13 protein-coding genes and 10 tRNA genes are annotated in these 14,523 nt (G+C 29.3%); 3 read left to right on the forward strand and 20 right to left on the reverse strand.

Features of this window, described 5'->3' with window-relative positions; all coding sequences use genetic code 11:
- Positions 1 to 29: 29 nt before the first annotated feature.
- Positions 30 to 461: an NUDIX domain-containing protein gene (locus tag NJU99_RS10770; protein WP_254575923.1), complete on the reverse strand. Its 432-nt coding sequence runs from the start codon at positions 459 to 461 to the stop codon at positions 30 to 32.
- A 333-nt stretch (positions 462 to 794) separates the two neighbouring features.
- Between NJU99_RS10770 and NJU99_RS10775 the strand changes: the two genes are divergently transcribed.
- Positions 795 to 2,567, forward strand: a complete 1,773-nt coding sequence (locus NJU99_RS10775; RefSeq protein ID WP_254575924.1) for a sensor domain-containing diguanylate cyclase — start codon at positions 795 to 797, stop codon at positions 2,565 to 2,567.
- Positions 2,568 to 2,633: 66 nt separating this feature from the next.
- Here NJU99_RS10775 and NJU99_RS10780 read toward each other — a convergent pair whose 3' ends face one another.
- The 11 genes from NJU99_RS10780 to NJU99_RS10830 all read right to left on the reverse strand — a co-directional run bounded on the left by NJU99_RS10780 (position 2,634) and on the right by NJU99_RS10830 (position 4,313).
- Positions 2,634 to 3,113, reverse strand: a complete 480-nt coding sequence (locus tag NJU99_RS10780; protein WP_254575925.1) for a hypothetical protein — start codon at positions 3,111 to 3,113, stop codon at positions 2,634 to 2,636.
- A 112-nt stretch (positions 3,114 to 3,225) separates the two neighbouring features.
- Positions 3,226 to 3,309 (reverse strand) — tRNA-Leu (locus tag NJU99_RS10785).
- A 68-nt stretch (positions 3,310 to 3,377) separates the two neighbouring features.
- Positions 3,378 to 3,454 (reverse strand) — tRNA-Met (locus NJU99_RS10790).
- Between the two features lie 59 nt (positions 3,455 to 3,513).
- A tRNA-Gln gene (locus tag NJU99_RS10795) sits at positions 3,514 to 3,588 on the reverse strand.
- Between the two features lie 40 nt (positions 3,589 to 3,628).
- Positions 3,629 to 3,705, reverse strand: a tRNA-Thr gene (locus tag NJU99_RS10800).
- Positions 3,706 to 3,742: 37 nt separating this feature from the next.
- A tRNA-Met gene (locus NJU99_RS10805) sits at positions 3,743 to 3,819 on the reverse strand.
- 10 nt (positions 3,820 to 3,829) lie between these two features.
- Positions 3,830 to 3,906, reverse strand: a tRNA-Met gene (locus NJU99_RS10810).
- Between the two features lie 18 nt (positions 3,907 to 3,924).
- Positions 3,925 to 4,001, reverse strand: a tRNA-Gly gene (locus NJU99_RS10815).
- Between the two features lie 53 nt (positions 4,002 to 4,054).
- Positions 4,055 to 4,131: transfer RNA gene (locus tag NJU99_RS10820), tRNA-Gly, on the reverse strand.
- A 5-nt stretch (positions 4,132 to 4,136) separates the two neighbouring features.
- Positions 4,137 to 4,213 (reverse strand) — tRNA-Ile (locus NJU99_RS10825).
- A gap of 9 nt (positions 4,214 to 4,222) precedes the next feature.
- Positions 4,223 to 4,313 (reverse strand) — tRNA-Ser (locus tag NJU99_RS10830).
- Positions 4,314 to 4,518: 205 nt separating this feature from the next.
- On the opposite strand from NJU99_RS10830, the gene NJU99_RS10835 reads away from it, so the two are divergent.
- Positions 4,519 to 5,994, forward strand: a complete 1,476-nt coding sequence (locus NJU99_RS10835; RefSeq protein WP_254575926.1) for a sensor domain-containing diguanylate cyclase — start codon at positions 4,519 to 4,521, stop codon at positions 5,992 to 5,994.
- On the opposite strand, the gene pyrF is transcribed toward NJU99_RS10835, so the two are convergent.
- The 8 genes from pyrF to NJU99_RS10875 form a co-directional block, all read right to left on the reverse strand.
- Positions 5,984 to 6,682, reverse strand: a complete 699-nt coding sequence (gene pyrF / locus NJU99_RS10840) for an orotidine-5'-phosphate decarboxylase (RefSeq protein ID WP_254575927.1) — start codon at positions 6,680 to 6,682, stop codon at positions 5,984 to 5,986. The genes NJU99_RS10835 and pyrF overlap by 11 nt on opposite strands.
- Positions 6,683 to 6,685: 3 nt before the next feature.
- Positions 6,686 to 7,078, reverse strand: coding sequence for a transcription antitermination factor NusB (nusB, locus tag NJU99_RS10845; protein ID WP_254575928.1), 393 nt, complete (start codon positions 7,076 to 7,078; stop codon positions 6,686 to 6,688).
- A 1-nt stretch (position 7,079) separates the two neighbouring features.
- Entirely contained in the window at positions 7,080 to 7,550 is a 471-nt protein-coding gene (gene ribH, locus NJU99_RS10850; protein WP_254575929.1) for a 6,7-dimethyl-8-ribityllumazine synthase, read from the reverse strand.
- Positions 7,551 to 7,621: 71 nt separating this feature from the next.
- Positions 7,622 to 8,425 carry a 3-deoxy-8-phosphooctulonate synthase gene (gene kdsA / locus NJU99_RS10855; protein WP_254575930.1) on the reverse strand — a complete coding sequence of 268 codons (804 nt, stop codon included), beginning with the start codon at positions 8,423 to 8,425 and terminating at the stop codon, positions 7,622 to 7,624.
- Positions 8,426 to 10,111 carry a potassium channel family protein gene (locus NJU99_RS10860; RefSeq protein WP_254575931.1) on the reverse strand — a complete coding sequence of 562 codons (1,686 nt, stop codon included), beginning with the start codon at positions 10,109 to 10,111 and terminating at the stop codon, positions 8,426 to 8,428.
- A 15-nt stretch (positions 10,112 to 10,126) separates the two neighbouring features.
- Entirely contained in the window at positions 10,127 to 10,504 is a 378-nt protein-coding gene (locus tag NJU99_RS10865; protein WP_254575932.1) for a DUF6394 family protein, read from the reverse strand.
- Entirely contained in the window at positions 10,491 to 12,233 is a 1,743-nt protein-coding gene (locus NJU99_RS10870; protein WP_254575933.1) for an FMN-binding glutamate synthase family protein, read from the reverse strand. The genes NJU99_RS10865 and NJU99_RS10870 overlap by 14 nt, the downstream gene beginning before the upstream one ends.
- A gap of 3 nt (positions 12,234 to 12,236) precedes the next feature.
- A complete protein-coding gene (locus NJU99_RS10875; protein WP_254575934.1) occupies positions 12,237 to 13,121 on the reverse strand; it encodes a DMT family transporter in 885 nt (294 codons plus the stop codon).
- A 125-nt stretch (positions 13,122 to 13,246) separates the two neighbouring features.
- Between NJU99_RS10875 and murA the strand changes: the two genes are divergently transcribed.
- The gene (murA, locus tag NJU99_RS10880; protein WP_254575935.1) at positions 13,247 to 14,512 is read left to right on the forward strand and encodes a UDP-N-acetylglucosamine 1-carboxyvinyltransferase; all 1,266 of its coding nucleotides are present in this window, start codon (positions 13,247 to 13,249) and stop codon (positions 14,510 to 14,512) included.
- Positions 14,513 to 14,523 lie beyond the last annotated feature (11 nt).

Here is a 14,523-nt window from a genome sequence, read left to right on the forward strand (position 1 = left end):
AATTTGTTAATGTTGTATAAAGTTTAAGATTATTTATATGTGATTTTTTTATTTTCATGCAAAACAAAATCTTTTAATATTTTGTTATGGTCAAAAACCATTTTATCAAATGGTAATTCATCCAAAGAAAAAACATAAACCTCTTTTGCATCATCACATGCTTTTGGTGTACCTATTGCAGAACAAATATAGGCAATTGATGCAGTATGAAATCTTGGATCTCTGTTTGGATCTGAATATACACCCAATAAGGACTCAATTTTTACATCTAAGGAAGTTTCTTCTTTCATTTCACGAACTAAAGCATTTTCAACACTCTCACCAATATCAACAAAACCACCAGGAATTGCTATACCATGGGGTGTATTAAGTCTTTCAATAAGCACTATACCTTTAAAGTTCTCATTTTTATCATATAGTTTGATAATACCATCAACACTTAAGTGGGGAGTTTTTATCATAGATTAGCCTTAGTTTCTAATATTATACTAAATTCTCAACAATAAACTTAGCTAAAGAAGTGAAATATTTATCAATATTTTCAGAAAAGATTATAATAACAAATGTAAGCAATATAAAATTAAAAATATATGCCATTTATAAACCTTATATAATATTTTTGTGTAATTATATATAAAATATTCTTACATATAAATAACAATTATGTTATATATGATGTTATATTAAAAAATTTATAAAAGAAGCTTTTTACTATGTATAATCTACATATATTTGGTAAGTAAATGTTATAATTTAATAATACTCATATATTAAATTATTTTTAAGGCAAAACATTGAAAACAATTTTTATAATTGCATTACTACTTATACAAATAAACTCCTTATATGCCATTGCTATAGATAAAGCAAAAGTTAAATTAACAGATTTTGAACTTGAATATTTTGTAAATGACAATAAAAATCTCAGATTTGAAGACCTTAATGAAGCTAAGTTTAAAAAAGGCAAAAACAAAGATAGCTTGGGTACGGCTATTACAAATAGTTGGTTGAAAATTCAATTAACAAATACAAGTGATAATACACTTGAACTTTATATTCATCAAAATTTAGCTTTTACATTTGATGCAATCACATTTTATGAAGCAAATATAAAAAATGAACTAATAAAAAAAACAAATATTTCCACAGGTTACTCAAAAGAACAATCAGAACTATTAGGCGCAAATAGCGTTTATCCCGTAGTTTTAGAAAAAAATGAAACAAAAAATATATACATAAATCAAAAAACTTTAGCATATCATTTTTATGACTATTCAATACTAACAAAAGATGAGTCAACTAATTATTTGATTTATGAAAAAGCAGATGGTATTTTCTTTTTTGGATTATTAGTCGCCCTTGCTTTATATAATTTACTCATTTTTATATCTACTAGATACAAAGAGTATTTATACTACTTTCTATATCTATTAAGTGCAACTATATGGATACTTTATATGTATGGCTCTTTATCACACTACTTTAATGTATATGGACAACTAGCTGTAAAATTTAATTTTGCTTTGATGCTGACACCTATTTTTTTAGCACTTTTTATTCAATCAGTATTTGAAACTAAAGAAAAATATATAAAAGAACATCTTTTTTTAAATAGTATAATAGTTTTACTTTCTTCAAATGTAGTTTATTCATTTATAAACTTCAATCATGCATTAGGATTATTATCTTTAAGTCTAAACTACTCACTGGTTATTTTCTTGTTCATTAGTATTAGTATTTATAAAAAAGGAAATCAATTTATAAAAATATTTTTAACTGCTCACATCTTCTATATAGTATTTAGTCTTTATGGACTTATGTTTTATATGGGAATAGTTGATTTTAACTATATTTCATCTCGTAGTATGGGAATAGGTATTATAATTGAAGCTTTAATCCTATCTTATTTAATATCATATAAATTTAAAAAGATTGAAGAAGAAAAAAAATTAGAACAACTTTTAAAACAAAATGCTTTAAATGATAAATCGAAAATTGAACTTCTTTTAGAAGAAAAAAATAAGCTTCTAGATATATCTCAACAAAAGTCAATTGAACTTACAAAATTAAATAAACAATTAGAGCAATTATCTATTACTGACAAGCTAACTAAATTATATAATAGAACTAAAATAGATAGTTTCTTAGAAGAACAACTAAAATATGCAAAAAGGTATAAAGAGTGTTTTAGTGTGATTTTATTAGATATTGATTTCTTTAAAAAAGTAAATGATACGCATGGTCATCAAACAGGAGATATTGTGCTTAAAGAGTTCTCAGCTATCTTAAAATCAAATATAAGAGAAACAGATGTACTTGGAAGATGGGGTGGTGAAGAGTTTATAATCATTTGTCCTAAAACAAATTTAGAAGAAACTCTTGTAGTTGCAAAAAAAATAAAAAGCAAAATAGAAAACTACAACTTTACAACCATAGTTAACTGCACAGCAAGTTTTGGTATTAGCAATTATAAAATTAATTTGGATATAAAAGATATTATTAAAAATGCAGATGATGCACTTTATGAAGCTAAGAAAAATGGTCGTAATAGTATTGCTAGTAGATAGCAAAATATTTAGGTGGATAGAGAGATTCAAAGCCCCAATAACGATATAAGTTTTTGAACTGCTAGACTATTTTTGTCTTTGTAAAACTCTTCTATTTATTTCTTTATTTAAAATATTTTCATCAGCAGTCGTTATAAATTTTGTAAGTTCAGGTACTTTTAGTTCTTTAATATTTAAATATTCAGGTTTTTTTGATGTAAGAATTTTATATTGATCAAGTACATTTGTTTTATACTCATCAAAGTTTGTTTTTTCCATAGGACTAAGTTCACTTGTATTTTTAGCTATATAAATTAAATACTTTAAAGAACCATTTATATATCTATGAGCAGTCTCATAGTCTTCTAATTTAAAACAAAGTATTGTTTTCATTACAAAATAAGAAGGAACTATTTTAAAAAGAATTACACTATTCTCAAAATCTTCACACTGCTTTAATATAAGTTTATAATCAGGTTTTTCTTCTTTACATATAGCTAATGAAATATTATCAAATGCAAAGGCATCATCTTTCATAAATTCTTTTATATTTAAGTTTTCTGACATTGTTTATATCCTTTGTAAACTTTTATATTTCCCATTTCAAGTAATAGTGAATTATTGGTTCATCTTGCACTTATAAGCTAAACAGGCATAAATAATAAAGTAAAATAGTAAGTGGTACCAGTGACCGGACTCGAACCGGTACGCCCTAAGGCAAAAGATTTTGAATCTCTCAAGTCTACCATTCCATCACACTGGCATAATGTTGCTAAAAAAAAGCTTCTAGCTAAAAGAACTAAAAGTTCAAATAGCTAAAAGCTTTGTAATTGGTTGCGGAAACTGGATTTGAACCAGTGACCTTCGGGTTATGAGCCCGACGAGCTACCGAACTGCTCTATTCCGCGATTTGAAATACTTATTAGTATTTTATAAAATTCAACATAATAATATTGTTGGATTGTAGTGGATGGGGTAGAGGGATTCGAACCCCCGAATAACGATACCAAAAACCGTTGCCTTACCACTTGGCGATACCCCATTCTGAGTCTAACATATAATTTGTGTAGTTTAAAATAAAGTGGAGCTGGTGAAGGGACTTGAACCCCCGACCTGCTGATTACAAATCAGCTGCTCTAGCCAACTGAGCTACACCAGCTTCCAAAATTAATAAAGATTATTCACTATGTGAATAATGGTGTCAAGAGAGAGACTTGAACTCTCGACCTCCGGCTTATGAGACCAGCGCTCTAGCCAGCTGAGCTACCTTGACACTGACTAATTGGTTGCGGAAACAGGATTTGAACCTGTGACCTTCGGGTTATGAGCCCGACGAGCTACCGAACTGCTCTATTCCGCGTTATGTTAAAATAATAAGTGGAGCGGGAGACGAGACTCGAACTCGCGACAATCTGCTTGGAAGGCAGAGGCTCTAGCCAACTGAGCTACTCCCGCTCATATGGTAAATTAATTAAAAAATAAATAGTATTACCAACCCTATTTATTAGTGGAGCGGGAGACGAGACTCGAACTCGCGACAATCTGCTTGGAAGGCAGAGGCTCTAGCCAACTGAGCTACTCCCGCATAAGTGGTGGGTCTAGAAGGACTCGAACCTTCGACCACTCGGTTATGAGCCGAGTGCTCTAACCAGCTGAGCTATAGACCCTCACTTAAATGGCGGACAGAGAGGGATTCGAACCCTCGGTACCGTTGCCAGTACGCATCCTTAGCAGGGATGTGGTTTAAGCCAGCTCACCCATCTATCCGTCTAAACTTGATAACTATGTATCAAATTTGGATGGGAATTATAATAGTTATGTGCTTAAAGAGCCCTTAAAAAATATATTACTTTTAATTTTTTTCTTTTTTTAGCTAAAACATTAGTATTAACAAGTATTATTGCAAATAATTTTTATTTTTATCTTTTTCAAATAGAGAAAATACTAAAATTGAAGAAAACATAGGTTAACAATGAAATCACACACCAACAATTTAATTTTAATACTATTAGGTATTTTATTTTTAATTACTTCATACTATATATATAAAAATGAAGAAAAAAAGCTTAGTAAAGAAATAGAAAATTATACTCAAACACAAAAAACTATCATTGAAGATTATTTAAATATCTCAAAAACTATACTTTTTACATATAAAAACTTATTAGAAAATATGACTAATGTAGATATCCAAAAACATAAAAGTTTTTCACATATAAAGCAAAATACAAGTGATAGCTATCATATTCAAAATGAGGTTGATAATACCTATAACTCAACTCTTTTTGGAGTAGGAAAGATTGAGTCTCTTTCAAAAGAACATGTAAATGAAATAAATAGAGTACTATATTTAGAGTCGATATTTAAAACAGCATTAGATATTCTTCCTGATATAAAATGGGTATATTATAGTTCAAATAACAGATATATATACCTAGCACCATCAATATTAAATGTTAATAAACAATTCATCGAAAATCAGTTCAAAAAAAACTTTTGGACAGAAGCTGCACCTCCTAACAATAAAACAAAAGAGCTTGTTTTGACTAAACTTTACGAAGATGGAGTAAGTAAAGAGCTTCTAACTACTTTATCTTTGCCAATATTTAATAAATCCAATAAGTTTTTAGGAATAGTTTCAATTGATATAGGACTTCAAGTCTTTAATAAAATATTTAATAAATATAAAAACATTAGTGGAGATACTTATTTAATAAATCATAATAACTATATTCTAGCTTCAACTAATAGCTTTGACAAAAATACAAAACTATCTTTTTCAAATACAAAACAAAAAAGTAAAAACATTTTTAATGATAAGATAAAACTAGTATATCTTGAAAATGAAAGAAAAAAACATTCTATTATAATTAATAGATCCATGTCTAAGATATTCTTATTTCTATTTTTACTATCTATAATATATTTATCTTACCACCTTGCATGCTTATTAAGAAAAGTAGAAAGACTAGCTAACTATGACTCCTTAACTAAACTCTTAAATAGAAGAGCCTTGAGAGATGAAGCTTCTAAATATATTGAACTTTCAAAAAGAAATAAAAATCCCATATCCTTTATACTTATAGATATAGATGACTTCAAATCTATAAATGATACATATGGACATGCAATTGGTGATTTAGTTTTAACAAGCTTATCTGATACTCTTTTATCTTCTGTTCGAAAAAGTGATTTAGTTTCAAGGTACGGAGGAGAAGAGTTTTTAGTTGTATTGACAAATACAAATTTAGAAAAATCTTTTATTCAGGCAGAAAGACTTAGAGAAAAAGTTCTAAAACTAAAGTTAAAAAATATAAAAGGAAATATAACAATAAGCCTTGGATGTAGTGAACTTAAAGAAAATGAGTCTTTAGATAATGCAATTCAAAGAGCAGATGAACTGCTCTATGAAGCAAAAAAGAATGGGAAAAATCAAACTAAATATTAGCTAAGATTTTTTCTACTACCTCTTTTGGATTAGTAGCTTTATAAATTGGTCTTCCAACAACTATAAAGTCTACTTTATTCTCTTTAGCAAAAGGAATGTCAGCTACTCTTTTTTGATCACCAGCATCTTCACCAAAAGGTCTAATACCAGGACACAAAGTAATAAAACTATCACAAGTATTAGCTTTGATATCTAAGCTTTCAAAAGCAGAACACACTACTCCATCAATACCTGATTCATGTGTGTCTTTTGCCATTTTTGTAGCTTTTGTTTTAATATCTTCATTATAAATAGCTTTAAATGATTCATTATCAAAAGAAGTAAGAGCTGTTACAGCTAAAACTAAAGGCTTATTTGGAATATCTTTAATTCTATCCATAACTGTACTCATAGCTTTGCTACCAGCACTTGCATGTACATTAAACATATCAACTAAACCAAAGTTAGCTATTTCTTGGGCTGCATCAGCCATTGTATTAGGAATATCATAAAGCTTTAAATCTAGGAAAATTTTAAAATTAGGATTAATAACTTTTAATTCTTCTAAAAATTCTTTCCCGTCTCTAATATATGATCTAAATCCAACTTTTAACCATACATCAAAATCTTTAATTTGCTTAACAATTTCTAAGTTTTCTTTTGCAGTTGGTAAATCAAGTGATACACAAAGTTTCATAGCATTACTCATAAATTATGCCTTTTGAACTTTATCTAAAAGTCCATTTATAAACTTAGGAGCACCGTCACTTGCAAGCTTTTTTGATAATTCAATTGCTTCATTAATTACAATCGCTTTATCTAAACCATCTAAAATTTCATAAATAGCAAGTCTTAAAATAGATTTTTCAACAGAACCAATATCTGTAATATTTCCTTGTTTTAAGTGACTTATTAATTCTTCATCAATTTTTTCAATATTTTCAACTGTTCCATTGAAAAGTTTTAATGCAAACTCTTTTTGCTTATTTCTAATTTTTTTATCTTCTAATATTTCATCTACAAATTTAGCAATACCTTCATTACCTAAATCATATGCATATAAAAGACCAATAACTGACTCTCTTGCTTGTGTTCTTGTAGCCAAATTATTTCTCCATCTCAGAGTAAAGGTCTAACATCTCAATGATTGTAACCATTGCTTCAGCACCTTTATTCCCTGCTTTTGAACCAGCTCTTTCAATTGCTTGTTCTAAAGTATCAGTAGTTAAAACTCCATTTGATACAGCTTTTCCATGTTGTAATGCTACAGTTGCTATACCTTTTGTAGCTTCTGCTGAAATATAATCAAAGTGAGGAGTAGAACCTCTAATTACAGCACCAACACAACATACAGCATCATATTTTCCAGAAGCTAATGCTTTTTCTAATGCAAAAGGAATTTCAAATGCACCTGGTACTAATAATAAATCTAAATTATCTTCATTTCCACCATGTCTAAGAAATGCATCTTTTGCACCCTCAACTAATCTATCAGTGATTATGTGATTAAATCTACCATTAATAATAGCAACTTTTTCATCACCTTTTAATCTTAATTTTCCTTCAATAACGTTCATAAAATTTCTCCGAATTTTTTATAATATTTTGCGATTATACCTAATTTTTATTTAAAGCCTAAAAATGTAACTTATTTGTTAAAACCAAGTACTTCTTGAATAGCAAAGATATCATCAATAACTTTATATAGTTCATCAACTTGAACCATATTAGGACCATCACTTAAAGCAACACTTGGGTCTGTATGAGTTTCAAAGAAAAATCCATCAACACCAACAGCTGCTGCAGCTTTTGCTAAACTTGGTACTACTGCACTATTTCCACCAGTTGTTCCACCAGTACTTGGAACTTGTGCTGAGTGTGTTGCATCAAAAATCACAGGTGCATACTCTCTCATTGCAATTAAGTTTTTCATATCAACTACTAAAGAACCATAACCAAATGTGTTTCCTCTTTCACAAAGCCATACACCATTTTCATCAGAGTTTTTGTAGTTAACTTCTTCTACACCTCTTGTTTTTAGTATTTTTTCAACTGGATGCTTCATAGCTCCTGCTGCTAAAAACTGACCTTTTTTAATATTGATTTTACAGTTTGTCTTTGCTGCTTCTACTAGTAAGTCAGTTTGTCTACATAAAAATGCTGGAATTTGTAAAATATCTAATACTTCTCCTGCTGGTGCAGCTTGATATGATTCATGAATATCACTTACTAATTTGTATCCAAACTGATCTTTAATCTCTTGGAATAATTTTAAACCCTCTTCAAGTCCTGGTCCTCTATATGAGTCTAAACTTGTTCTGTTTGCTTTATCAAATGATGCCTTGAAGTAAAACTCTACTCTCTTATCTTCACTTAAAGGCATTAGCTTTTCAGCAATTCTCATTACCGTATCTCTATCTTCTAAAACACAAGGTCCAGTTAAAATTTTCATTTAATTCCTTTTAAAAATTGTTTCTTTTTCTTTACCTGTTAAGGCATAATGAAACTCATAAATATTTTGACAGATATATTCAATATCACTTTTTGCGTACTTATCGCAAGCAATTAGTATTTTATCTTCAATTTCCAACTCCAAACTATTTTGAGGTAAAAGAGTATATTCCTCTTTTCTTTTTAGCAGTAATGGTACCACATTATTACTCTGTTCTTTATTATGTAAAGACCTAAATAAAAACTCCAAATTTAAAGTTTGATTATTTTTTAAATGCTTATAAACCTCAGGGGATTGATCTTCATCTATGGATAATTCAAATACTATTGGGCTTTCATCAATTACTGTTATCAAATTTTTCACAAGTTTACTAGCCCATTTTTCATCTTTTTTTAACATTAATCTTATAAACTTATCTGATAATGGTCTAATTAAAGCATTTGTTGTTTTATTTATCAAAATTTTAGAAGGTAAAAAAATATGATCAATATCTGCATTTTTAAAAATTGAAAAATCTTCCATTTCATTTTCACGAACTATGGTTTTTATACTAGGATTTAGTTTTTTTGCTGTTGCTAATATAGATAAATTTGTAGTATCATCATTAGTTGCAGCAATAATAGCACTTGCTTCTTTAACCCCTACATTTAAAAGCATTTGTTTATCATCTGCATTTCCAAAGTTTACATGAGATATTTCTTCATCTGAATAGCTTTGAGCTTTATTTATATCAAGTTCTACTAAATCAAGTTCAATGTCATTTACATTTAATTTTTCATATATTTTTCGCCCCAATCTTCCATAACCACAAATAATATATTTACCTTTTGGAAAAACTGGAAGTTTTGCTACTAAAGTATCTAGTCCATAAAGCCATTTCTCAAGCCTAAAAATATTAGGAGCTGATAAAGCTATATTTATTTCTGATGAGATAATAGAAAAAGGGTTTGCAATAATCTCAACATCTAAATCTTTTAAGTTTTCTGTTTGATTTGTAGTTGTTGACTTTGCTGCAATTTTTACATGCTTATTTAAAAGTCTTGAAGTTAAAGCAATTCTTAAATTCATATTGTCATCTTCAAAAAGGGAAACTATTGCTTTACAATTTGACTTTTTAATTCCAGCTGATTCTAAAACTTTTATAGAATAATTGTCACAATTTAATACAGGAACAGTAGGAGTGAAACTTTCTAATAAAAGCTCATTGATTCTTTTTTTATCTTTCTCGATTACAACTGTTCTTGTTCCTTGTTCTATTGCTTTATTTATTATCTCTTTTGTGATTTGATTGTAACCTAAGATGATGATAAACTTCTCTTTTAAATCACCAATTTGTCTTTTAAATTTACTTTTTTGAATTTCTTGTAAAAAAAGTTTATCTTGAAGAAGTGAAACCAAAGACCCTATAGCATAAAACCAACCAAGTACTGTCAAATATATAGAAAAAGTCACCCACATTCGTTGGGAATAAGTAAAATCGTAAGGAGTCTCTCCAAAACCTATAGTAGTTGCTGTGTATGTTATAAAATAAAAAGCATCAAAAATACTCATATGATAAGGCTTGCCATTTGAGTCGAGCCCCTCAATAAGAATAAGACCAGTAATTGCTATTGTATAAGTTATAACAATTACTAAAAATGGTACTCTCATTCTTTGCAGAATGATAAATAGTGAACTGTTTTCCAAAGGCCTATTCCTAATTTATCTTTTTGACTTTAAAGTATCTCCCACATAAAGTGTAACAGAAACTAAATTTGCAAGTAATGCACCACCTGATAAAGATACAATAGTTGCAATAATCTCTGCATCAACAGTATATGCGTAAGCAGCCACTGTCCATACAATAGCTGCTGCTATTAATTGAATATCAGCTACAAGAGATGTTGCTAATAATACAGAACCCATTTGAGTTTTATCACCAATCTTTAAAGTAGTAGCAATTAAATTTATTACAATTGCTGCAAAAAGTTCATATTTACTATGGCTTTCTAGGGAGTACATATCTCCATAGAAAAAGCCAAAGTTAATAGTCATTGCTAAGATTATAAAAAATCCAGAAATAACCTTATCTAGATTCATGGTACTCATCCTCTAGATCTTTACCAATATCTAGTCTTCTTTTAAATACATTGTCAATATTATCATGAACTCTTGAGTCTTTATCTAGGAATAACAATCTATGTTTATTTAATTGTTTTACATTTTTAAGTCCCATAATTGCAAGCATTCCCTTAACACTTTTTAATAAGTTGTTATGGTAGTTTCTTACTTTTTTAGCTTGTTTATAAACAAAGTATTTTTTTCTTTTTTCTTTATTTTGAGTTGCAAGTCCAACTGGACAATCATGACCTGTTGTACCTGAACAATATCTAGCTCTAATACACCCTGCACTCATCATAAATCCTCTTGCAATTTGAATAAAATCAGCACCTAATGATAAAATTACAATAATATCATCAGGAGTTAAGATTTTACCACTCGCAACAATTTTTACTTTGTCTCTTATTCCAAACTCTTGTAATACTTTATCAGCTAAATAAACAGAATCTCTGATATTTAAACCAACTCTTTCCATCATTTCAATAGGAGCAGTTGCACTACCACCTGAACCACCATCAATAGAAATAAAGTCAGGATATCTAGTATCACCTGCATCTATTCTTCTTTTTATTTCTCTTGCATAAGGTTCAATATTTTCAATATCTGAAATTACAATTTTTACACCAACTGGCTTATCTGACAATTCTTGTAATGTTCCAATAAAATCAAATAATTCCTCGATTGTATTTGCATAAGGGAATCTATTTGGAGAGAAAACATCAGTATAAGCTCTTACATTTCTATAATATGCAATAGCAGGAGTTACTTTATGAGCAGCAAGTTTACCACCTGTTTGTTTTGCCCCTTGAGCTATTTTAATCTCAGTCATTCTACAAAATCTCATAGTCTTTTGGTATCTATCAGGATCAAACTTACCGTCTTTATCCCTAGCACCATAAAGTCCAGAACTTAATTGTAAAATAATATCAGGCATATCTTTTGGAACTTCACTTGGAAAATTTACTAAAGGTGCGTCCCAATTTACTCTATGGAAAAGCTGTGATTTTAAATCAAATACATAAGTTTCTGCTTCTGGATCATCTTTGAATACAAGTTTTCTATAAACATCAGCTGCCATTGCACCATTGAAAAAGAATTGAACTACATCTTTTACTTTTTTTGCAAAAGTTGTACCATGAACTATCTTCATATAGCCTTTTTCATAAGTTTTATGAGTTACAAAGAAGTTAGAAGTTACACTACCCTCACCTGAATTAATAGGAAAACCTCCCATTTGAGCACCTCTTACAAAGGCTCTTGTACCCTCAGGAGAAATAGACCCATCACTCATCGCACTTCTTGCTATAATTGACTTTGCAGTATAAGGATACTTTCTTGTCTCACCAAATGTTACTTCAAAATCATTATCAACTTCATCTTCATTTAAAACAATATTTGCATGTCTAATCATAAACTTAGGTTTTGGAAGAGGCTGTGATGGAGAAAATGCTGCATAATTTGGTTTGTCATTTGCAGCTTTATAAACCCAGTCAAGTTTATCTTTTGATTCATAAAACTTCTCATCACCAAAGTATTGTCTAAAAGGCTCTCTCGCCTCTTCTAAAACATATCTCAATCTACCAATAATTGGGTAGTTAACTAAAAGCTGATGATCTCTTTGTACATATTTATCATGAACATACCAAGCAGTTATGATAATTAAAAATATTAATACAATAATCTCTATATATAATAAAAAAACGTCCATTTTCTAATCCTTTTTCATGGAAACTAAAACACCACTAATTACTATCAAAAGTATACCAAAAGTAATCCAAATGTCAGGCAAACTATCCCCTAAAATCAATCCTAAAAGAATTGAAAAGGCAATATTACTATAACCTATAGTACCAATAATACCCGCCTTAGCACAAGAGTAGGCTTTTGTCATATAAATTTGTGCAAATGTTGCAAAAATTCCCAGTAAAATAATAAATAACCAATCATCACCTTTAGGCATTACAAAAGGTGCGAATAAAAAGTCTAAATTATCATTTGTATAAAATTCACCAATAATTAAAAGTATCATTGGTCCAACTGTTCCTATTGTCATAAATGATAAAACAATTGCCCTACTATCATAAAATTTTCTAAGCTCTCTTATAGAAGTATAAGCAAGCCCAGCTCCAACACCACAAAGTATCCCTAAATAATCTGTTTTATCTAAGGAAGAGCCATCAAATTTTGTAATAAATAAAATACCAATAAAACCTATAAATACTCCAAGCCAACCTTTAAAGCCTAGTTTCTCTTTTACAAAAATGTAAGCAAAAATTGCAGTAAAAATTGCAGATGTTTTAGAGAAAGTCATAGCTTCACCTAAAGGAATATTTGCAATATTATAAAAGAAGAATAATAAGGCTATAAAACCTGCCATACCTCTAAAAATTAGAAGCCACATTTTTCCACCGATTTGATTTAAGGGACTTTTGTATATTGACAACAAAATTAATATAACCCCAAAAACATTTCTGAAAAATACTACTTCAATTGAGCTCATAGAGTTACTAAGCTCTTTTGCTGCTGCACCCATTAAGGCAAATAATACAGCAGCAAATAACATATATTTGACACCTAATTTAACACTATTTTCCATTCATTACCTTTTAAAATCGCAATTGTATTCCTTATCATATTAAAAAAAGATTATTAGTATTAATTTTTAAAGGCTTTTTTAGATATTATATTAGCTTTGTTTATATATATAATTGTAGGAATGACATGGAATACTTAAAAATAATAGGAAATAAAGAGATTTCAGGAGAAGTTGAAATCTCAGGAGCTAAAAATGCAGCCCTTCCTTTAATAGCAGCAACGATACTTGCTAAAAATGAAATCAAAATTGGAAATATGCCAAACGTAGTTGATATTAACACATTTTTAAAATTAATTGATATGCTTGGTGGAAGTTTTGAAAAACAAGATGGTATTGTAAAAATAAACACATATGAAATAGATAAAACTACTGCAACATATGATATTGTGAAGACTATGAGAGCTTCTATTTTAGTTTTAGGACCTCTTTTGGCTAGGTTTGGTCACTGTGAAGTTTCACTTCCAGGTGGATGTGCTATTGGTCAAAGACCTGTTGATTTACATTTAAAAGCTTTAGAGCAAATGGGTGCTAAAATTGATATTAAACATGGATATATTCAAGCAACTGCACCAGAAGGACTAAAAGGTTCTAAAATTGTATTTGATAAAGTTACAGTTGGTGGAACAGAAAATATCTTAATGGCAGCAGCATTAGCTCAAGGAACAACAACTATTATAAATGCAGCAAAAGAGCCTGAAATAGAACAACTTTGTGAAGTTTTAATGAATGCTGGTGTTAAAATAGAAGGACTAGGTACTTCAAAACTTACAGTTGAGGGTTCTAATAAAGAATTATTAGAATTTAAAGATTTTGATATTATTCCAGATAGAATTGAAGCTGGTACATATATGTGTGCTGCTGCAATTACAAATAGAAAACTTAAGATAAAGAAAGTAATTCCATTACATTTAGAAGCTGTGATTTCAAAACTTGAAGAAATGAATTTTGAAGTAATAAGTGATGAAAACAGTGTAACTATTCTTCCTACAGATGAGATAAAACCTGTGAATATTATAACAAGTGAATATCCAGGTTTCCCAACAGATATGCAAGCACAATTTATGGCTTTAGCAACTCAAGCAAATGGAACTTCCACAATTGATGAAAGACTTTTTGAAAATAGATTTATGCATGTAAGTGAGCTTTTAAGATTGGGAGCTGATATTCACTTAAATGGAAATATTGCAACTATAAATGGTCAATCTCATACTTTAAATGGTACTGATGTAATGGCAACTGATCTGAGAGCATCATCTGCTTTAGTTTTAGCTGCACTTGTAGCAAAAGGCGAAACTAATATTCATAGAATTTACCATTTAGATAGAGGATATGAAAACCTTGAGGGAAAACTAACTTCAATTGGTTCTGATGTAAAAAGGTTTACAGAATAGGACACTTTTTA

Origin of the sequence: Arcobacter roscoffensis (genome assembly GCF_024267655.1) — a bacterium.
Taxonomy (GTDB): domain Bacteria; phylum Campylobacterota; class Campylobacteria; order Campylobacterales; family Arcobacteraceae; genus Arcobacter_B; species Arcobacter_B roscoffensis.